Origin of the sequence: uncultured Algoriphagus sp., from assembly GCF_963974365.1 — a bacterium.
Classification (GTDB): Bacteria; Bacteroidota; Bacteroidia; order Cytophagales; family Cyclobacteriaceae; genus Algoriphagus.
Genome location: NZ_CAXBBX010000022.1, coordinates 23,209 through 44,043 on the forward strand (window position 1 = coordinate 23,209; position 20,835 = coordinate 44,043).

Here is a 20,835-nt window from a genome sequence, read left to right on the forward strand (position 1 = left end):
GTTGTGGGTTTTGCATAACTGCACCAAATAAAAAAGTATAATTGGTCAATCTATCCTGTAATGTCTTTGGTATGGAGATATTTTGCAGAATAAGTACTAGATGAGGTTTATTTTAAGCATTTAGTGAAATCCGAAAGGTAGTGCCTTCTGCAGGCGCGCTTTCTACTTCTATTGTACCTCCCAAACCAGTAACATGATTGTACACTAAGTAGAGGCCTATTCCTGTACTATCTTTTTTTGAATGAAAAGACTGCTGAAAGCCAAATAGTTTATTTCCTACTTTTTCCAAATCAAAACCCAGCCCATTGTCAGTAAAGGACAGTTCAATTTTATCTTCTACCTGTTTAGCGGAAATCGAAATTATTGGTGCTAGTCCCGGTTTTTTATATTTGATGGAATTGGTAATTAGATTTAAAAATACACTTTCCAGGTAGTTTGGGTTTGACTTAATTATTGGGACTTCTTTGAAATCTGTTTTTATCGTAGCAGCGGAATTTTTCAGAAGCGTACCAATTGATTTGGTTACGTTTTTCACGATTTTTTTGAGGTCTACCTCATGCATCGGAATAAAAAGCGATTGTTTGTCTCTAAGTTCCTTGGAATAGAAATTAAGCTTTTCTCTTAGATCTTCACAACACATTTTGAATGCATCCATCAGCTCTAACGTATCCGAATCTGTGATTTTTGAAAAATCTATCAATTCATAAATTGAAAGAAGATTATTCACTGGTGACCGAAGATCATGAGAGGTCATGTGGCCGATATGACGAAGGTCTTTGTTAATTTCCGTAAGGTTGGTGAGTAGCGTATTTCTATCTGCTTCCAACTCTTTTTTTTGCGTAATCACTTTTGCGATGGCAAAGACCAATTGGGAATCTTCTACTGGGTGCGAAGTCCAGGAAAGCCAAACTGTTTCGCCTGATTTGGAAACGTACCTGTTTTCAAAATTGGATAGAGGAGTTGATTTTAATAATTCTCTTCTTACTCCTGCGGTTAATTCTTTGTCATCATGAAAAATGAAATGTGAAATTGGAGTGGTATACAATTCCTCATAGGAATAACCTAAAACCTCTTGGACTGCTGGGTTTACTTTTTTAAAGTATCCATCAAAGCCTGCAATGCAAACTAAGTCTGATGTTAAATTAAAAAAAATATCATACTGTGAACTAGCTGAATCCATGAAAATGAGCGTGGGTGACCTCAGAATTGCGCTGAATCGTTAGGCGAGGATAATCAAAAAACCATTAAAATGAAAAAAAACTCAGCTTATAACCTAAAAAAAGTTGGCTATCAATAATTTGATAGCCACTGAACTTCCTTTAACCTTCCAATGTGAAAGTCTCATCTTCTAAGTAATTAGGATATATTTTTCTATGTTGCTTTTTCACCTCTGTGATTAGTGCTTGACGAAATTCATTTACATTTTCTCCGCTGGCAGCGCACATAAACACAGGTGGAATTCCAGTTTTCTTTCCATAAGCTTCAGCCAAAGCATCAAAATCTACAAAACTTGCTTCTTCCAGCTCCAGTTCAGTCATTTTCATGCTTTCTTCCTCACTAGGCATGGTTTCTACCAAATCGATTTTATTGAAAACCAGTAATATTGGCTTGTCTCCTGCTTTGATCTCGCTCAATGTCTGAGTAACTACGGCTATGTGATCTTCGAAATGAGGGTGGGAAATATCCACCACATGTACGAGTAAATCTGCCTCTCTAATCTCATCCAAGGTTGACTTAAACGCTGCGATCAGGTGAGTTGGTAGTTTCCGAATGAATCCCACCGTATCAGAAAGCAAAAAAGGCACGTTCTCCAGAACTACTTTTCTTACCGTGGAGTCTACAGTTGCGAAAAGCTTATTCTCAGCCAGGATATTTGTCTTGGTGATCAGGTTCATCAAGGTGCTCTTACCCACATTCGTATAGCCTACCACTGCCACCCGGACGATTCCTTTTCTTCCTTTTCGCTGGGTTTCTCCCTGTTTTTCTATCTCGCGAAGTTTTTCTTTGAGGAGTGTTATTCTTCCCCGGATATCACGCTTATCTGTTTCGATTTCCTTTTCACCTGCTCCACCTCGCGTGGTTGTCCCACCTCGCTGTCGCTCCAAGTGAGTCCACATGTTAGTCAATCGAGGAAGTAAATATTGGAAGCGTGCTAGTTCTACTTGGGTTTTGGCCTGGGCAGTTTGGGCTCTTTGGAGGAAAATATCCAGAATAAGTAGTGATCTATCGTAGATGGTTACCTTCAATTCATTCTCCAAATTTCGCATTTGTGAAGGGGAAAGATCATCATCGAAAATGACCATATCCACTTCGAAATGCTTGATATAAGCTTGAATCTCCTCGAGTTTACCTGAGCCTACGAATGTCTTGATATCCGGCTTTTCCATTTTTTGGGTAAAGCGATATACCGTCCTTGGCCCCAGTGTTTCAGTCAGAAATGCTAATTCATCCAAGTATTCCTCAGTTTGTATTTCAGTTTGGTACTGGCGAACAACACTGACCAAAATAGCAGTTTCCTCTTTTGGTGCTGTTTCGTGAAGTTTTTGAAGTTTGCGGGAATGTTTACTCATAAGTTGAATTCTATCTCAAAACAATGCAAAAGGCTAAAATTTAGTTTCCTAATTTCTTAGAAATGGCTTTTTCGAGGAATGTTTTGTCGAATTGTTGAACATGATGGCGCAAAGTTCGACATATTTCCTTAGAATTGATTAGGATAGTGTTCAGTCTGTTGGTTATTTTGCCATTTAATGCCGTAATCAAATCTACTAATGGCCCAAATTATAAAAGCGCCCATTTCTGGTGTTTTAGAGATATTTCCGAAAATTTTTGAAGATCAAAGAGGTTATTTCTTTGAGTCCTATCGAGCTGATTGGTTGACCTCCGCAGGTGTGGATCATGGCTGGGTGCAGGACAATCAAAGTTTCTCCCAAAAAGGGACCGTTCGTGGACTTCATTTTCAGCGAGGTGAATTTGCTCAGGCGAAGTTGGTACGTGTAATCCAAGGGAAAGTCTTGGATGTGGTGGTAGATTTGAGAAAAGGTTCACCCTCCTTTGGAGAACTTTATTCCACTATTCTGGATTCGGGTAGAAATAACTTAATGTATGTTCCTCCAGGTTTTGCGCATGGGTTTTCCGTGTTAGAGGATTCTATTTTCGCCTACAAATGTTCCAATTATTACAATAAACAGAGTGAAGGTGGGATTCTATGGAATGATCCTGCTTTGGAGATTGACTGGAAAGTAGAAGCGCCAATTACCTCTGAGAAAGATGCCGATTGGCCTACTTTGGAAAAATTTAGGACTAGTGAAGGAGGTTTATAATGGGGATTTTAGATCTTTTTAAAAGAAAGCCAGAAGTACAGGAAGACTTTGATTTGAGTTGGTTGGAAGTGGATATGCACTCCCACTTGATTCCTGGAATCGACGATGGATCAAAGACCATGGAGGAATCACTTCATTTGATCAAGAGACTTTCAGATTACGGTTTGCGTAAAATTATCACCACGCCACACATCATGTCGGAGTATTACCGCAATACTCCTGAGATCATTAATATGGGCCTGGAGGATCTGCGAAAGGCTGTGAAAAGAGAAGGGATTTCCATAGAAATAGAGGCCGCGGCCGAATACTATATGGATGAGATTTTCTTGGAAAAAATCAAAGACGGGGAGGAAGTATTAACATTTGGAGATAATTATATCTTGGTAGAGACAGGGTTTATCAACAAGCCCCAAATGCTACTTGACATTATCTTTCAATTGGAAATGGCAGGGTATCGTCCGATTCTTGCTCACCCGGAACGCTATCAATACTTAATAGGTGACAAGGGGCTACTCCAGGATTTGACCGATCGACGGATACTTTTCCAAGTCAACTTATTGTCTTTAACTGGCTTTTATTCTAAACCAGTGAAAGATTTTGGGGAGATGTTGGTAGAAGCCGGTCTGGTACGATTTTTTGGAACTGATTGCCACAACCCGCGCTATTTGGATATGATGGAGAGTTTGCCAAAGTCAAAATTGTACCCCAAAATCAAACAACTTGAGCTGCTTAACACTTCTCTTTGATTGGGAGCGAACTCGATGAAAATTCTTATTACAGGTATTACAGGTCTATTTGGGAGCTATTTGGCTAGGGAGTTTTCTGCGCTGGGGGAGATTCATGGATTTCGCAGAGCGAACTCATCTCTTCGACTGCTAGAGGGAATTACATTTCCGATTACTTGGCATGAAGGCGAGCTTTTTGACATGGATTCATTGGAATCTGCTATGGAAGGAATAGATCTAATCATCCATGCTGCAGGAAAAGTGTCTTTTGATGCGAATGATGGGGATAGTTTGGATCACATCAATGTAGGAGGCACTACCAATCTTGTAAATGCGATGCTTAACGTAGGTGCAAAAAAGCTTGTTCACATAAGCTCTGTTGCGGCGATCGGCAGAAGTCCTGAATTAGCTATTTTGGATGAAAAATATAAATGGGTGGAGTCTCCTTTGAATACGGATTATGGAATTTCTAAATACCTAGCGGAGTTGGAAGCGTGGAGAGGAGAGCAAGAAGGGATTGACCTGATCGTGGTAAATCCTTCTATCTTATTAGGGAAAGTTACTGATGAGCGAAGCTCATCTGATATTTATCAGTACGTAATGGAAGGTAATTCCTATTACCCGAAAGGAGATTTGAATTACATTGATGTGCGGGATGCTGCAAGCCAAGTCCGACAATTGGTAGAAAAAGATGCCTGGGGAGAACGTTTTATTTTAAATAAGGAGCGAATTTCTTACAAAGAATTTTTCGAGAGAATGGCAGCAGCATTTGGAAAAAAAGCTCCAAACAAATCCGTGAGCCCTTTGATGCTTCACGTTGCAGTGTTTTTCAATACAATTTTCAGGAGGATAGGAATGAGCAAAAGCCCTTTGAATAAGAAAACAGCAATGATTTCTCAACAAAAAGTTTTTTTCGATAACTCGAAAGTGAACAAGCTGCTTAAACCGAACTATTTTACCTTGGATGAAACCTTAGATTGGTCAAAGTAAACTTATTTTTGATTGCTTTCGTTTCTTCTCCAAGCCTCCTGAAGAGACACAATTAGATCTCTGATTGAGGAAAATAAAAATTAACAAATCGAGTCTTTGAGAGACCAATTTTATTGGTAACTTAAATAAACCATAACGCATCCTAATGACCGGAGACCACGATCACGATTGGGAAAATGACAAGAAGCTGGTAGAGCGATTTGAAAATTCCCTACAATCCAATCTGGACCTTTATTTTGAAGAGGAAGAATTGGAGGATATCATCCGATTTTATTTCGATCAGCAGAAATTTCTGAAGGCATTGCGCGCTTCTGAATTTTCTTTGGAACGATTTCCTTTTTCTGTAGAAATAAAACTTCTAAAAGCTCAGTGCTTGATTTTCAATGATGAATTGGAAGAAGGTCTGGACATCTTGGAAAACATCAATAACATTTCTCCGAACAACGAAGAGATTATTCTGGCTTTGGCAAATGCCCATATTCTTGCTGGAACGCCTAAGGAAGGAATCGAAATATTGGAAAATTTCTTGCCTTTGGCAGAGGATAAGGCTGAGGTATTTTATTCCTTAGGCAATCTGTATCGCGTCCAGAATAACAACGAGAAGGCTAGCTATTACTTCAAAGAAGCTGTAAAAAACCGTATCAATCACGAAGATGCGCTTTTTCAGTTGGCAATGATCACTGAAGAAGAGGGATCCTTTGATGAGATTTTGGATTTCTATCAGGAATTCATTGATCAGGATCCATACTCTGCTGGAGCTTGGTACAACTTAGGCGTGGTTTACAACCGTCTTGGCCGATTTGAAGAAGCGATCAAAGCCTATGATTATGCCATTTTGATCGATGATGCGTTTGCATCGGCTTACTTTAATCTTGGCAATGCGCTGATGAATACGCAGCAGTATGAGCTAGCCTTGGAAGCTTATCAAAATACGATTAATTGTGAAGGGGCCAATGCTGAAAACTGCTGCTACATGGGTGCTGCCTATGAAAAGCTCGAAAAAATAGACGAGGCGTTTAAGTACTTTAAGAAGTCCGCGAAATTCGACGAAGAGTATGACGATGCTTGGTTCGGACTAGGAATGTGCATGCTGAAGAAGGAAAAATTCTTTGAAGCGATACATTATTTCAAAAAAGCATTAAATCTTACAAAAGAAAATTCTAATTATTGGGTAGGTCTTGCCGATGCTGAATTTAATTTGGGGAACATGCAGGCAAGCTCTGAAGCATACGAAGAAGCGATCAATTTGGAACCTGGGATTCTGGAAACCTATGTGAATCTGGCACTTATCTATTTTGAGCAAAACCGTTTTGAGGAAGCTATTGACGTGACGCGCGAGGGGATTGAAGAAATGCCAGAAGAGGCTGAGCTTTATTACCGCCTAGTCGTGTACCTAATCAAAATGGGCAATTACAAAGAGGCGTTTTCATTTTTGGAAAATGGGTTAACTTTGAACTTCGAAAAGCATACGATCATGTATGATTTGATGCCGGAGCTGAAACAGCAGAAGGCCTTATACAAGATTATTGCCCAATATCGAGAAGAAAATCTCGAGTCTTAACATTAAAACCTCGCTAATGAATTATGAGCTGAATAATATCCCCGTTCGGACTGAAAAGCCACGAACCAAAGGATTTACCATGGCCATGGACAAAGGCCTAAGCCTACGCGCCACAGAAGATTTTGTTGAAAGTTGTTCCGATTTCGTTGATATCGTGAAGCTGGGTTGGGCGACATCTTATGTGACCAAAAACCTCAATGAAAAACTTGCCATCTATAAAGAAGCAGGAATTCCTGTTTATTTAGGAGGAACACTTTTCGAAGCTTTTATTGTAAGAGGACAATTTGATGATTACAGAAAAGTTTTGGATAAATATGATCTCTCGTTCGCTGAGGTATCAGATGGATCAATTTCTTTAAATCATGATAAGAAGTGTGAATACATAGCTACACTAGCCAAGCAAGTTACGGTACTATCCGAAGTTGGATCCAAAGATGCCGCCAAGATTATTCCTCCATATAAGTGGATTGAGCAGATGCAAACAGAATTGGATGCCGGTGCTTGGAAAGTAATCGGTGAAGCTAGAGAAGGCGGAAACGTAGGTCTTTTCAGAGATTCTGGAGAAGTAAGACAAGGATTAGTGGAAGAAATTCTAACTCAAATCCCTGAAGAAAGAATCATCTGGGAAGCTCCTATCAAATCTCAGCAGGTTTGGTTTATCAAGCTGATCGGTGCCAATGTAAACCTTGGAAATATCAGCCCTTCGGAAGTGATTCCGTTGGAGACTATCCGATTGGGATTGAGAGGTGATACTTTCGATCACTTTCTCGGAGAAATCAAATTGTAATACTACTCAACTCATTACAGGCTGATTGGAATATTCCGATCAGCCTTTATTTTTGACCAATGGATTCTATTAGAAAATACATACTCACTTACCTGAAAGGAATGGGTATGGGAGCTGCAGACATAGTACCGGGTGTTTCCGGTGGATCAATTGCATTGATCACAGGCATCTATGAAGAGTTACTGGACAGTATCAATTCCTTCAATGGCGATAGCCTGAAGTTGCTGCTCAAGTTCGAGTTCAAAGCATTCTTTCAAGCAGTGAATGGAGCCTTTTTACTTAGTCTTTTCCTTGGGATCATGACGAGTATTTTTTCCCTTTCGAAATTAATTACCTATTTAATGGCTGAGCATCCTATTCCTCTCTGGTCATTTTTCTGTGGGTTGATATTAGTGAGTGCGTTTTTGATTTTGAAGGACATCAAGAAATGGAGCTTGGGTGTAGTGATCGCCTTGGTGATTGGTACAGTAGCAGCCTATTTCATTACAGAATTACCTCCTACTAGTAGCCCAGACGCGCTTTGGTTTACATTTGTAGCTGGGGCCATTGCAATTTGCGCGATGATTCTTCCTGGAATTAGTGGAAGTTTTATTTTATTAATTCTGGGAAAATATGAGTCAGTTCTTCATGCAGTTTCAGAGCGAGATTTTGTTACTCTAGCTGTTTTTGCTTTGGGATGTATTGTTGGTTTATTGTCTTTCAGTCGTGTTATTTCTTGGTTGCTCAAGCATTATTATTCCATTACCATAGGATTGCTTTCAGGCTTCATGCTAGGGTCTATCAACAAACTTTGGCCTTGGAAAATTGTCACAGCTTACCGCACATCTTCCAGTGGAGAGGAAAAACCTTTTCTGACGAAAAACCTGTTTCCTAGTGAGTATCTAGACCAAACAGGTTTTGAGCCAAAGTTGATGATCGCATTAGCGGCCTTTGCTTTCGGAATCATTTTAGTACTGGGAATTGAGCGCCTAGCGGCATATTTGAAGAAATCATGAGGAAATTCGGTTTGATAGGTCATCCACTTACACACTCTTTTTCAAAGAAATATTTTACTGAGAAATTTGAGAAGGAAGGAATTACAGACTGTTCCTATGAATTATACGACATACCGAATGCGCGTGACCTCGAGGATATTCTAAGTGAAAATCCAGATATCGAAGGCATCAATGTCACTATTCCGCACAAGGAGGATGTGATTGCCTTGATGGATGATCTGGAAGAAGCCTGTGAGGAGATCGGCGCGGTAAATTGCATTCATATTCAGGATGGAATTCGCACAGGTTATAATACAGATTATATTGGATTCAAAAATTCGCTTTCACCTTGGCTTGGTGGAGTTAAACTCAAGGCCTTGATTTTGGGAACAGGCGGAGCATCAAAAGCAATCAAGCAGGCGTTGATAGATTTGGATATTGATTTTCTGAATGTATCCCGCTCAGAAGATGAAGATCAAATTACTTACGGTGACCTAGCTTCCAACCCTGAGATCATGAAGACTCATCACCTAATCGTAAATACTACCCCTCTCGGTACTTTTCCTAATGAGGAAGGGATGCCTGCTATTCCGTTGGATCAGTTTTCTCCTTCACATTTTGTGTATGATTTGGTCTATAATCCTCCGGTGACTACGTTGATGAAAGCTTGTTTGGATGCTGGAGGCAAAGCTAAGAATGGCCACGAAATGCTAATTTTGCAGGCTGAAGCCTCTTGGGAGATCTGGAGTTCGTAAAAGCTGGAAGACCGATGAGTGGAGACCGATGTAGCGTCAATTGAAGTCGTGAATATTCCTGAATTAAGAATTGGTCACAATTTTGTAAATTTGATACACTATGACTTATCAAGTAGAAATTTTGAATCCAAAGGGCGAAAAACTGTTAAGAGATCTTGCTGAAAAGAATCTTATTTCCATTGCTGACTCTTCAAATGACCCCTTTATGGCTTCCGTGGATAGACTTAGAAAAAAAGCCGCATCTAATCCGCCGACTTTAGATGAGATAACTAGGGAAGTTGAGGCTGTGAGAACTAAACGCTATGCCAAAGGGAAAGCATAGAGTTATTTTTGATACCAATATTTGGGTGAGTTTTCTTTTAACCAAGGATTTTTCCGAAGTTGATCAACTGATTAAAGATGACAAACTCACTTTGCTTTTTAACCAAGAACTTTTGGATGAATTCTTAGAAGTAGCCCAAAGACCTAAATTCAAAAAATACTTTTCAAAAACAGATCTTCAGAGTCTTATTTCAAAAATCAGTACAAAAGCTGAATTTGTTTTGGTTACAACCTCTATTGAATTGTGTCGCGACCCTAAAGATAATTTTCTTTTATCCTTGGCAAAGGACGGGAGAGCATCACACTTAATAACAGGGGATAAGGATTTATTGGTTTTAGAAAAACTGAATCAAACAGAAATCTTAACTAGTAGCGAGTATTTTGCTCAAAAATGATCATATAAGTTTCATTCAATGATTAATTATGGCGTTTGCCACAATTAAAGACTCTTTGATTTTTTGCAGACAAACAAACTATTCAACCATGAAAAAAGCCATCCTAATCATCCAGTGTTCCGATCAAAAAGGAATCGTAGCCGAAGTTTCCAAGTTTTTGTACACCTACAATGGAAATATACTTGAGGTAGATCAGCACGTGGATGAGAATCTGGGTATGTTTTTCATGCGTGCTGCTTGGGAATTAGATTCTTTCTCGTTGGGTAAAGATGAGATTTCTGAATGTTTTAAAGCTGAAGTTGGAGAGCGATTTCAGATGGAATTCAAGCTTCATTTCAATTTCCCTAAGCCAAGAATGGCGATTTTCGTTAGCAAGCTTTCTCATTGCTTGTTTGATATTTTGGGAAGACACTATGCAGGACAGCTTGAGGTTGATATTCCTTTGGTCGTTTCCAATCATCCTAATTTGAAGCAAGTTGTGGAGGCCTTCGGGATTCCATTTCACCACATTCCTATTACTTCCGAGACCAAAGCTGCCGCTGAGGCCAATCAGTTGGAATTGATGAAGGCAAATCAAATTGACTTCGTGGTGTTAGCAAGGTACATGCAGATTTTATCTCCTGAGTTTATCAAGCACTTTCCCAATCGCATTATTAATATTCATCATTCATTTTTGCCAGCATTCGTCGGAGCAAAACCTTACCATGCTGCCTATGAGCGGGGGGTGAAAATCATTGGAGCTACAGCACATTACGTGACTGAAGAATTAGATGCTGGCCCTATCATAGAGCAGGAAGTTGCACGTGTGAGGCATCACAATACCGTGGCGGAACTCGTGCAGATCGGTCAGGACGTGGAGAAAGTGGTACTTTCCAAGGCGATCAAATATCACGTAGACCGTAAGGTGATGCCGATCAATAACAAGACCGTTATATTTTATTAAGGAATTATTTTTCTTGGAATTTCTTTCGGCAATCTGGTAAGCATTTCATAATTCACTTGTTGCGTAGATTCTGAAAAAGAGGCAACTGTTATTTCCTTTCCGCCTTGCTTTCCTATCAAGATCACCTCATCTCCGACTTTTAGATCTTTAAGTTTGCTTACATTCACGGCGATAGCATTCATGGTGACGGTGCCCACCACCTGGCAATATTGTCCTTTGATCAGCACCATCCCTTGATTGCTCAGCAGACGGCTATATCCGTGTCCATAGCCCACGGGCACGATTGCCATCCGTATATTTTCTAGCGCCATGTAGCTGTTTCCATAGCCTACAAACTCGCCGGTTTTCACTGACTTCAGGCTCATGATAGTACTTTTCCAAGTGATCAGCCTTCTCAAAGGATTCTTATTTCCTTTAGGAAGTGAGTTTAGCTTCGCAAAAAAAGTCTCTTTGGTAGGCCAAAATCCATATCCAGCTATTCCTATTCTTACCATGTCCATGATAGTTTCAGGGAAAATCAGTGTAGCTGCAGAACAGGCTGTGTGGTAGGTTTTGAATGTGATTCCTTGTTCATTGAAAAAGTCCTTGAATTCATGATATCGGGTAATTTGATTTTTTACCCTGACGAAATTGCTCACTGACTCAGCACCCGCATAATGTGTACAAAGACCTTCCATTGAAATCAGTTCATAATTTTCTTGAAGAATGCCTGCGAGCTTCTCACGATGAACCCAATCAAAACCTGTTCTATGAAATCCAGTCTCTATTTCAATATGTACTTTCGCAGCGATGCCAGTTTGCTTCGAAATAGCGATAGCTTTCTGGAGTCTTTCAAAATCAAAAACGTAAAAGCTGATTCCTTTTCGGATCAATTCTTCCAACTCCTCTAAGTGGAGCATCCCTAAAATCATTATTTCCGACCCTTTTTTTGATTTTTCCCATACTTCCCAAGCTTCATCCGAACTGAACGTACTGAAATGGCGGATTCCGGCTTTTTCTGCGATTTCTACCATTTGGGAAATCCCGTGCCCGTAGGCATTTCCTTTAACTACGGCAGATATGATAGGCTCAGGGCCGATTTCTGAGCGAATGTATCTGATGTTTTGTCTGTAAGCTTTTGCACTGATTTCAAGGGTGGATGTTGCAATCATTTTATTCTGTCAATTGAAGTCAGAAATTAAGTCACTCTGCCTCCTAATCCCAACTCTTGATTAATTTTATTCACCTAAATTGACACAAATGAAAAAGACCTTTCAAGTTTCCGATCAAAAATCCCGCTGTCCTTGGTGTCTGGGTTTCGAAGAATATGTAGCCTATCACGATACCGAATGGGGTGTTCCGGTTTGGGATGATCAGATTCACTTCGAGTTTTTAATTCTTGAATCAGCCCAGGCAGGATTGAGTTGGGCCACGATTTTGAAAAAGAGAGAGGGGTATCGCAAAGCTTTTGCAGACTTTGATTACAAAGTCGTGGCGGAATTTCCAGAGAGTTATGTGCAGGAATTGCTACAAGATCCTGGCATAATCAGAAATGTGCTGAAAATCCGTGCTGCGATCAACAACGCTAAACGCTTCATGGAAGTGCAGCAGGAATTTGGTTCTTTTTCCAAGTACATTTGGGGGTTTGTCGGAGGAAAGCCGATTAAAAATCGCTTATCCTCTATGTCTGAAGCACAAGCCACCACCAAAGAATCTGATTTGCTAGCCAAAGATCTGAAGAAGCGTGGGTTTAAATTCCTGGGAAGCACTACTGTCTACGCACACATGCAGGCCACGGGTCTATTCAATGATCACTTGGAGTCTTGCTTCCGATTTGAAGAGGTTTGAATTATACAAAAGCAAAGAATACCAACCACACTAGGAATAGTAATGGCAGTAAGATCGGCAGAGAGAATCGTATGATGTAGCCGAAGAATGATGGCATTTTAACACCATTTTGCTCTGCAATGGACTTCACCATAAAGTTAGGTCCATTTCCAATATAGGTCATAGCTCCGAAGAATACTGAAGCAATTGCGATTGCCATTAATTCAAAGGCAGAATCATGATAACCATCCGCCGCAAACTGGCGCACTTCTTCGATATTGCTAATCGATGCGCCTTTGGAAGCCATCGCTGCTGCAAGGAAGTTGAGGTAGGTAGGGGCATTGTCTAGGAAACCGGAAAGTATACCCGTTCCCCAATACAATGTATTATGTGTGATCATTGCTGCACCCTCTGGAGATTTTGCAAAGGCGCCTACGAGCTCTAAGGCTGGCATCATAGTACCAAATATTCCTACGAAGATAAATGCTACTTCTCTAATAGGCTCGAAGTTAAATTCATTGCCTTTGATGGCTCTCTGGTCAGCAAATCGGTAAGACAAGAAAGCTACCGAAAGCATAATGATCTCACGGATATAGGAGAATTTCTGTCCATCATAAACGATAGCTGGAACTCCTTCGATAACGTTTGGATCGAGGAATACTGAGCAAATTATGATGAATAACCAGCCAAAATTCTTCATTCCAATTAAGGAAAGTTTATTGGTATAAGTGGTTTCTTCTAGCTCAGAATCATCGTTTGCTCTACCGAGTTTTTTATCTATAAAGTAGAATGCTGCTGCTAGTGCTGCTAACGCAAATATCCACGCTGGCCAGTTATGCTCTAAAGTCCAGAAGAATGGAATACCTTTCAAGAAACCCAAGAACAATGGAGGATCGCCGATCGGTGTCAATGACCCACCGATATTACTTACCATAAAAATGAAGAATATGATATGGTAGGCCTGAATATTTCCCTTATTAAGTCTGATAAATGGTCTGATCAAAAGCATGGAAGCCCCTGTTGTTCCGATCAGATTGGAGATCAGCGCTCCGATTACCAGTAAAGTTACGTTTGCAAAAGGGGTAGCCTTTTTATCTATCTCAATCAATATCCCTCCTGAAGCGATATACAAAGAGGCTAAAAGGGCTATAAATTGAATGTATTCTGCCATCGCGTGAACGGGGGCATGTACATTGCCTAGAATAAATAAATAGTAGAAGACGACTAGCAATGCTAGCCCGATGGCAATTTTAGGATAATTTTTGTGCCAAAAATGCTCATAAAACAGAGGGCCTGTGGCAATCATCAATAGCAAAGCCACAAATGGGATGACTAACCATAGCGGTGCAGTGTGATGATCTTCGGCCTCTGCTTCTATCGCATTTTCTCCATGCGTGGTGGCCTGGTCAGCATTACCATGGTCTGCTTGAGCTAAGTATACTTGCTCAGTATCATTATTTTGTGCGACTGCATATTGGGCATTTAGTCCGCCAAAAAATAATATTCCGAAAAGTAAGGAGAAACTTAAGATAAAACTCTTCATTAGGCTTATAGGGTATACTGGGTGTTCTTTTCGGTTAATTTAAGCAAATTATTGGTTGCTGGTAATCAGATTGGGCTTCTGCTAAACTACAGATTTTGCCCGATACAGCACAATCAATATTTGCCATACTGATGGAATTAATCAAAAATTAACTCCATCAGCGCAAAGGCAATGTATACTTTTACACGAGTTGTGCTAAAGCTATACTAAAGGAGGTTTCAGCTAGTTTAACTTTTTGGCTATTGGCGGCATGTACATTTTTCAATGCATTTTCGATAGTCTCACTGACGTCTGAAAATATTGCCATATCGGTAACTTCAGCATTGTCACTCATTAGGTAGGCGAAAACTCGCGCCATACCGCAATTGGCAATGAAATCAGGAATCACCGATATCTGCTGATCAGTCCAGACTCCAATTGGTCCAAAGAAAATCTCCGGATCAGCAAAAGGTACATTGGCTCCACATGAAATCACCTCCAGACCGGCTTTGACCATCCGCTCTGCCTGATCCTTTTGGATCAATCTGGATGAAGCCGCAGGGATGAATATTTCACTTTCCAAATCCCATATTTTTTCATTGATTTCTTGGAAAGAAAGTTGATTTTCTGCTACGAGTTTGTTTCCATTTCTATTCAGAAAAAGCTCACGTACTTCATCGAGAGAATATCCTTCCTTATTGATTACACCTCCATCTCTGTCAATAATACCAACAATTTTCACCCCTTCTACAGCGAGAAAGCAGGCCGCGGCTGCTCCCACATTTCCCCATCCTTGGATCACTGCTCGTTTACCTTTGATATTTCCACCCCAGATCTTATAATAGTGCCTTACAGCTTCCGCTACGCCAAATCCAGTAATCATATCAGCTACGGTGTATTTTTTCGGGCCGTTTGGGGTGTAAAGAGGATCTTCCAGTACTTTGGAAACACCTTGTCTGAGTTGTCCTATTTTGCGGATTTTCTCCGGCTCAGTGGCATGAAAGTGACCATTTACCACTCCTTCTTGTGGGTGCCAAAGGCCATAGGATTCGGTGATTGGGATTACTTCATGGATTTCATCCACGTTCAGATCTCCTCCAGTTCCGTAGTAGCTTTTTAATAAAGGCATCACCGCTTTGTACCATCGGCGGAGCACCTCGTCCTTACGTGGATCATTTGGATCGAAGTTGATTCCGGACTTTGCACCGCCTATCGCCGGACCAGATACCGTGAATTTCACTTCCATGGTTTTGGCCAAAGACTCTACCTCTCGCTTGTCCAGTCCTTTTCTCATGCGAGTGCCCCCGCCTGCAGCTCCTCCTCTTAGGGAATTTATTACTACCCAGCCTTCAGCTTCTGATTCGCTATCACTCCATTCAAAAGTGATTTCCGGCTGCTTGTTTTCAAATTTTTTAAGTAATTCCTGCATCTAATTTGGGTTTATAACTGGGCAAAAATAGAAAAATAAACCAGTCTTGTCATAGGAAGTCTGACGGATGGTTAGCCATAAATTACTCCGCCACTTGAGTCTAAATCTGCCCCTGTGACTGAAGCGAGGCAATTGTTTTCCTTGCGAAGACGCAATACACCTAGAAAACCAAAGACCAAGGCTTCCTTAAACTCAATCAGCTCAGGGGTAGCTTCAGTATGAAACCAGCTGTTATTCAGCTGACTATCCAATCGCTCGATGAAATAGGAATTGTAAGCTCCGCCACCAGTGATTAGCACAGATGGCTGAGCTGTAGGTTGATGGCGTTTGATAACTTTGGCAATTTGAAAAGCATAATGCTCTACTAGAGTAGCAAGAAGGTCCTTTTCAGAAAGGCCACTTTCAGACAATAATGGGATGAAATCATCTTCCAAATCCTCTCTGCCAAGTGATTTTGCATTATTTCTTGAGTAGTATGTTAAGGCATTGAGTGCATTGAAGAGCTTTTCATTTAGCATACCTTCTTTTGCCCAATCGCCATCTTTATCATATTCTGCCCCCAGTTCATTTGCCTGGGCATTCATAAGTAGATTAAACGGACAGGTGTCAAAGGCGATTCTCTTTCCTGCGGACTCCATGCTGATATTAGCTATACCTCCAAGGTTGATACAGAAATCGATGTTGGGGAAAAGCAATCTGTCTCCAATCGGGACCAATGGTGCTCCCTGTCCGCCAAGTTGGATATCTTTCATCCGGAAATCATTGATCACGCGCTGTCCCGAAGCATGATGTAGCGCCCAACCATTTCCAATCTGAAGGCTCAGCCCCTTAGCGGGTTGATGAAAAACGGTATGGCCATGAGAGCATATTGCCAAGGGTTTGATTTGCTTTTCGGTGCAATACTCCTTCACTTTCTCACCCATCCACTTCCCAAAACTCACATCAAGAAGCGCCAAGTCCATCGCTGATAGCTTGTGGCAATTCATCAGCTTAGATCCTAGGTCGATAGGAAAAGGAATCGTAATTGCGTCTAAAATCTCGTAAGACCACTGATCTTGAAGTTCATAACTGCAATAGGCTATGTCTAGCCCATCACCTGAAGTGCCAGACATCAGACCGATCATGGTGTAGTTGGTAGGGCTCATGGGTTAAAGTATGTTAAGTGAGGACTGCGTCAAAGATAATTTAACAAGGATAAAATGCCCTGCTTTTTTTGAATGGCTATTTTGCAATCAATTAATTAAACTGGATGAGGAATCTGATCATAGATATTGGCAATACAAGAATCAAGACCGCTCTATTTGAAGGAGAAAAGCTACTTGAGGAGAATGTGTATGAAACGCTTGAAGTTGCTTTAGTATACTGGAAGTCAATTTCTTTTGAGCGATGCCTAGTCAGTTCAGTGAGATGGAGTCATACCGAGCTAAGTTCGATTTTGCCTTTCAATTTTATATTTCTCAATTCGGAGACTAAAGTACCTGTCAAAAATGCTTACGGAACTCCAGCTACCTTGGGTTTGGATCGCATAGCTGGGGCCATAGGTGCGTGGGCTATGAGCGGAAAGGGACCAATTCTCGCAATAGACTTGGGAACTTGTATTACTTTTGACCTGATCGACGGGAATAACTCGTATCTAGGTGGGGCTATCAGTCCCGGTCTTATGATGCGGGCAAAAGCCATGCATGAGCACACAGCGAGATTGCCTCTTGTCGATCCCAAAGTGAAGCCAAACCAACTGATTGGTGATAATACGATCACCTGTATGCAAATCGGAATTTGGTATGGAATACAGTTCGAATTGCTCGGACAAATTGAAGCTTACACCAAAAAATATCCAGAAATCGAGGTCTTTGTTAGCGGTGGTGACGCACAATCTTTTGATTCATTGGCAAAAGACCTCATATTTGTAGTCCCAAATTTGGTCCTGTTCGGATTAAATTCTATTCTAAACCACAATGTTGAGTAAAATCAAATTGCAATTGCTGGGTGTACTTTGCACCCTTTTCTTATTTACCGAAGCTCAGGCCCAGTCCAGTGCTTCTACCTATAGTGCACTCGGCATAGGCGAATTTAATTATTCAGGCCTGACCAATAATCAAGCAATGGGAGGACTTGGCATCAGCTTCGGTTCTGCCTGGAATCCAAATGTGGTCAATCCAGCACTTAGTACTAAAAACACGATTTTTAATTTCGAAGCAGCTCTGAATTATAAAAAGATCGCAGCTGACAATGGTTCAGAGTCATCAGATGTAGATGGTGGAGGCTTGTCTTATATTGCATTTTCTCTTCCTGTGAAAGTAAACAAAGCTACTGTCGGACTAGGCTTGAATCAAATTACCAGTGTGAACTATCGCTTGCGAATAGATAGTCCAGTAAGTAATGCTGACATCACAGCATTAAATGCTATCCGAGGTGACGGTGGGATATCTGAAGCATACTTGAGTTATGGGATGGTTGTTGCCAAAAATCTTAGCCTAGGTATCCAAGGTTCTTACCTATTTGGGTCAACAATTCGCACGAATCAGCTGGCACTTTTTGATGAAGATGGTGGCCAAGTCGGGATCACTACAGAATATTATGAAAGATTAACAGTTAGTGATGTTGGCTTCAAAGCAGGTGCTTATTACTTCCTTCCGCTGTCGGAGAAAAGCAAGTTACACTTTGGTGCCATTTATCAGCATTTAGGTAATGTTAATGGAAAAGCTTTTGCCAAGCTGGGATCAATTGGCCAAGCTAGCAATCCTGATTCAGACGGAGACCTTATCTCAAATGATGAACCAGGAAGCATTTATATCCCTAATCGCTACGGATTCGGGGTTTCTTACGAGAAAAACAACAAATTTGTGATCGGTCTGGAAGGCCAATACCAAGACTTCAAAAAGTTCAGATCTCTGCTTGATGATCCGCTACGATTGAAGGAAACTATCAAAGTTGGTTTGGGTTTCCAGATTATACCAGATTATCTTGCTATCGACAACGGGTTGAAGAGAGGTTCTTATCGAGTTGGTTTGGAATTCCAACAGACTCCATATTACCTGAACGAGACAAATATTAATGACCTTGGCATTAACTTTGGAGCTTCACTACCTGTAAACCAACTTTCGTTAGTGAATTTCGCAGTGAAAGTCGGACAGAGAGGAACCACTGACAATGGCCTCATCCGAGAGAGTTATGTTAACTTCACCTTAGGGTTGTCACTGAATGATAATAGTTGGTTCTACAAACGAGTTTTTGAATAATAATTAACCAAACCTTACGATCAAAATGGTTAAATCTTAAAATCACTCTAGGATTTAGACATGAGATTAAATTGTGCCGAATTAAACCATTATGAAAATGAAAATTAAATCTACACTACTAGGGCTAGCAGCCCTGCTTCTCGCCGGAATGGTCCAAGCTCAGGATGGATGGAACTTTCCATCTGACCCAGCTCAAGAAGCAAAAGCAAGAGAATTAAATGCAGCTTATACTGACTTGATGAATTCCGATCAGAATGTTGAAGCCACGCGCCCATTACACTGGTTGCTAGTGAACGTACCTGATCTTAATCCTTCTATTTACCAGAATGGTGTAAAAGTATATGATGGAGCATCCAAAGCAACTACTGACGAAGCTCAGAAAAGAGTTTATCAGGATTCTGTTATTGCTATCTATAACAAGAGAGGTGAAATCTATGGTGACGAGAAAGATTGGATAGAAAATAAAGCATACTACGGTTATCAGTATTACAAAGGCGATAAAGACATGTTAGCTGGACCTATTGCTGATTTTGAAAAGGCAATGGAACTTAACGGTACGATCAACTACCAGCTAACTGCAGCATATTTCGATCTTGTATATAGAAACTATGCATATCACCAAGCATATACTGGCGAAGAGATATTAGAAATTCATGATAAGCTAAACAAAATGCTTGATGAAGCGGCAGCTGAAGGTAAAGATGTAACTAGCCAGAAAGGTACACTTGAGCAGTTGTTAGTAGCTATGGAGTTGATCGATTGTGATTTCATTGAAAATACAATGGGACCAAAATTGGCAGCTGATCCAACTAATGAAGTTTTAGCAAATCAGATCTTTAACTACTCTGTTCAATACAAGTGTTTCTCTTCAAATGCATTCTTACAAGCATTAGAGATCAAGCATGCGAAAGAGCCTTCTTTCTCTACTTCTCAGGTGATTGCTATGAGATACATGCAGGAAGATGATGCAGCTAAGGCAGAGGAAATGTGGAATCAAGCATTGACTCTTGCTGAGAATGATGCACAGAAATCTGATGCACAGATGGAACTTGCGAAGATTTATGCGAAGCAAGGTAAAAAATCTGCAGCTAGAAGCGCAGCTAAAGAAGCAGCTAACTTAGATTCTTCCAAGACTTCGGACGTCTATTCCATGATCGCAGGTATGTACATGAACTCCTTCAACGATTGTAAAGGTGGTACTAGTCGTGTGAAAGATTATGCTATCTACATCGCTGCTTACAATGCTTACCAGAAAGCTGGTGATTCTTCTGGAATGAGTCAGGCAAGAGCTAGATTCCCTTCCAAAGAGGAATTGTTTACTGAAGGTATGCAAGCAGGACAAACAGTTTCTGTAGGATGCTGGGTTGGTGAAACTGTAACTTTGGCTACAAGAGATTAATCATACTACTGATAGTAAAAGGCAGTCTTCGGGCTGCCTTTTTTCATTTATAGCCGTAAACAATTTTAAAGTATCTTTGAGCGTGAATAATAGGTTACTGACATTTGTATTTTTAGGTGTGTTAGGATTGATCAGCTCCTGCAGAGAGGATGTGGATTCATCTGCCCTGGAGGTTTACGATGGGCCAATGAATATGGCTATCAATATACATTTAGTAAAAAGTGACTCGGCTATTATCAGGTCGGACATCAAAGCTCCGAAGCAACTGGAATTTGCAAATGGTAACCTTGAGTTTCCAGAAGGAATTGAAATTGAGATTTACGAAAAAGATGGCAGCTTAAGTACTACAATCAGGGCTGATAGAGGCTATTATTTAAAGCAACAAAACACCTTCAAGGGTGAAGGCGACGTACAGGTAAACAACCTGATCAAAGATCAACAGCTCCAGTCAGAAGAACTTTTTTGGGATCAGATCAAAAAAATAATTTATACTAAAAAGTTTGTAAGAATACAGAATGGAGGCGACTTTTCTTATGGGTCAGAGTTTGAAGCAAATGAAACGTTCACTACCTACAAACTGAAAAACATGAGGGACTCCGAAATAGAGTTGAAAGATGATGGAATTTAAAAGAGGTAGCTTGGTTAAATCTTGGGGAAAAAGGAAAGAAG

At 40.6% G+C, this 20,835-nt stretch carries 21 protein-coding genes; 15 read left to right on the forward strand and 6 right to left on the reverse strand.

Annotation, left to right across the window (positions count from 1 at the left end):
- Nucleotides 1-112 precede the first annotated feature (112 nt).
- Complete coding sequence (locus tag AACZ87_RS21565; protein ID WP_339870148.1) at nt 113-1,180, reverse strand: PAS domain-containing sensor histidine kinase; 1,068 nt, start codon at nt 1,178-1,180, stop codon at nt 113-115.
- Nucleotides 1,181-1,319: 139 nt separating this feature from the next.
- Nucleotides 1,320-2,570 carry a GTPase HflX gene (gene hflX, locus AACZ87_RS21570; protein WP_339870149.1) on the reverse strand — a complete coding sequence of 417 codons (1,251 nt, stop codon included), beginning with the start codon at nt 2,568-2,570 and terminating at the stop codon, nt 1,320-1,322.
- A gap of 198 nt (nt 2,571-2,768) precedes the next feature.
- Between hflX and rfbC the strand changes: the two genes are divergently transcribed.
- The 10 genes from rfbC to purU all read left to right on the forward strand — a co-directional run bounded on the left by rfbC (nt 2,769) and on the right by purU (nt 10,771).
- Nucleotides 2,769-3,320: a dTDP-4-dehydrorhamnose 3,5-epimerase gene (gene rfbC / locus AACZ87_RS21575; RefSeq protein ID WP_339870150.1), complete on the forward strand. Its 552-nt coding sequence runs from the start codon at nt 2,769-2,771 to the stop codon at nt 3,318-3,320.
- Entirely contained in the window at nt 3,320-4,066 is a 747-nt protein-coding gene (locus tag AACZ87_RS21580; protein ID WP_339870151.1) for a CpsB/CapC family capsule biosynthesis tyrosine phosphatase, read from the forward strand. Before rfbC ends, AACZ87_RS21580 begins: the two co-directional genes overlap by 1 nt.
- A gap of 15 nt (nt 4,067-4,081) precedes the next feature.
- Nucleotides 4,082-5,035 carry an NAD-dependent epimerase/dehydratase family protein gene (locus AACZ87_RS21585; protein WP_339870152.1) on the forward strand — a complete coding sequence of 318 codons (954 nt, stop codon included), beginning with the start codon at nt 4,082-4,084 and terminating at the stop codon, nt 5,033-5,035.
- A gap of 145 nt (nt 5,036-5,180) precedes the next feature.
- On the forward strand, nt 5,181-6,596 hold the full coding sequence (locus tag AACZ87_RS21590) for a tetratricopeptide repeat protein (RefSeq protein ID WP_339870153.1): 1,416 nt from the start codon (nt 5,181-5,183) through the stop codon (nt 6,594-6,596).
- Nucleotides 6,597-6,612: 16 nt separating this feature from the next.
- Nucleotides 6,613-7,383, forward strand: coding sequence for a phosphosulfolactate synthase (locus AACZ87_RS21595; protein ID WP_283413511.1), 771 nt, complete (start codon nt 6,613-6,615; stop codon nt 7,381-7,383).
- A gap of 59 nt (nt 7,384-7,442) precedes the next feature.
- Complete coding sequence (locus AACZ87_RS21600) at nt 7,443-8,378, forward strand: DUF368 domain-containing protein (RefSeq protein ID WP_339870154.1); 936 nt, start codon at nt 7,443-7,445, stop codon at nt 8,376-8,378.
- Nucleotides 8,375-9,112 carry a shikimate dehydrogenase gene (locus AACZ87_RS21605; protein WP_339870155.1) on the forward strand — a complete coding sequence of 246 codons (738 nt, stop codon included), beginning with the start codon at nt 8,375-8,377 and terminating at the stop codon, nt 9,110-9,112. Before AACZ87_RS21600 ends, AACZ87_RS21605 begins: the two co-directional genes overlap by 4 nt.
- Nucleotides 9,113-9,212: 100 nt before the next feature.
- On the forward strand, nt 9,213-9,434 hold the full coding sequence (locus tag AACZ87_RS21610; protein ID WP_339870156.1) for a hypothetical protein: 222 nt from the start codon (nt 9,213-9,215) through the stop codon (nt 9,432-9,434).
- Nucleotides 9,415-9,828 carry a putative toxin-antitoxin system toxin component, PIN family gene (locus AACZ87_RS21615; protein ID WP_339870157.1) on the forward strand — a complete coding sequence of 138 codons (414 nt, stop codon included), beginning with the start codon at nt 9,415-9,417 and terminating at the stop codon, nt 9,826-9,828. The genes AACZ87_RS21610 and AACZ87_RS21615 overlap by 20 nt, the downstream gene beginning before the upstream one ends.
- An 88-nt stretch (nt 9,829-9,916) precedes the next feature.
- Complete coding sequence (gene purU, locus AACZ87_RS21620; protein ID WP_339870159.1) at nt 9,917-10,771, forward strand: formyltetrahydrofolate deformylase; 855 nt, start codon at nt 9,917-9,919, stop codon at nt 10,769-10,771.
- Here the strand turns inward: purU and alr are convergent.
- Nucleotides 10,768-11,922, reverse strand: coding sequence for an alanine racemase (alr, locus tag AACZ87_RS21625; protein WP_339870160.1), 1,155 nt, complete (start codon nt 11,920-11,922; stop codon nt 10,768-10,770). The genes purU and alr overlap by 4 nt on opposite strands.
- Before the next feature lie 88 nt (nt 11,923-12,010).
- Here alr and AACZ87_RS21630 point away from each other — a divergent pair, with 88 nt between their 5' ends.
- A complete protein-coding gene (locus AACZ87_RS21630; protein ID WP_339870161.1) occupies nt 12,011-12,598 on the forward strand; it encodes a DNA-3-methyladenine glycosylase I in 588 nt (195 codons plus the stop codon).
- A 1-nt stretch (nt 12,599) separates the two neighbouring features.
- Here AACZ87_RS21630 and AACZ87_RS21635 read toward each other — a convergent pair whose 3' ends face one another.
- The 3 genes from AACZ87_RS21635 to AACZ87_RS21645 form a co-directional block, all read right to left on the reverse strand.
- Nucleotides 12,600-14,120 carry a sodium:proton antiporter gene (locus tag AACZ87_RS21635; RefSeq protein ID WP_339870162.1) on the reverse strand — a complete coding sequence of 507 codons (1,521 nt, stop codon included), beginning with the start codon at nt 14,118-14,120 and terminating at the stop codon, nt 12,600-12,602.
- Between the two features lie 181 nt (nt 14,121-14,301).
- Nucleotides 14,302-15,528, reverse strand: a complete 1,227-nt coding sequence (locus tag AACZ87_RS21640; RefSeq protein WP_339870164.1) for a Glu/Leu/Phe/Val dehydrogenase dimerization domain-containing protein — start codon at nt 15,526-15,528, stop codon at nt 14,302-14,304.
- A gap of 71 nt (nt 15,529-15,599) precedes the next feature.
- On the reverse strand, nt 15,600-16,673 hold the full coding sequence (locus tag AACZ87_RS21645; protein ID WP_339870165.1) for an anhydro-N-acetylmuramic acid kinase: 1,074 nt from the start codon (nt 16,671-16,673) through the stop codon (nt 15,600-15,602).
- Between the two features lie 104 nt (nt 16,674-16,777).
- Between AACZ87_RS21645 and AACZ87_RS21650 the strand changes: the two genes are divergently transcribed.
- From AACZ87_RS21650 to lptC, 4 genes are all read left to right on the forward strand, one after another.
- The gene (locus AACZ87_RS21650; RefSeq protein WP_339870166.1) at nt 16,778-17,494 is read left to right on the forward strand and encodes a type III pantothenate kinase; all 717 of its coding nucleotides are present in this window, start codon (nt 16,778-16,780) and stop codon (nt 17,492-17,494) included.
- Nucleotides 17,484-18,767, forward strand: coding sequence for a hypothetical protein (locus AACZ87_RS21655; protein ID WP_339870167.1), 1,284 nt, complete (start codon nt 17,484-17,486; stop codon nt 18,765-18,767). Before AACZ87_RS21650 ends, AACZ87_RS21655 begins: the two co-directional genes overlap by 11 nt.
- A 97-nt stretch (nt 18,768-18,864) precedes the next feature.
- Complete coding sequence (locus AACZ87_RS21660; RefSeq protein ID WP_339870168.1) at nt 18,865-20,166, forward strand: hypothetical protein; 1,302 nt, start codon at nt 18,865-18,867, stop codon at nt 20,164-20,166.
- An 82-nt stretch (nt 20,167-20,248) separates the two neighbouring features.
- Nucleotides 20,249-20,794, forward strand: a complete 546-nt coding sequence (gene lptC, locus AACZ87_RS21665; RefSeq protein WP_339870169.1) for an LPS export ABC transporter periplasmic protein LptC — start codon at nt 20,249-20,251, stop codon at nt 20,792-20,794.
- The last annotated feature ends 41 nt before the right edge of the window (nt 20,795-20,835 follow it).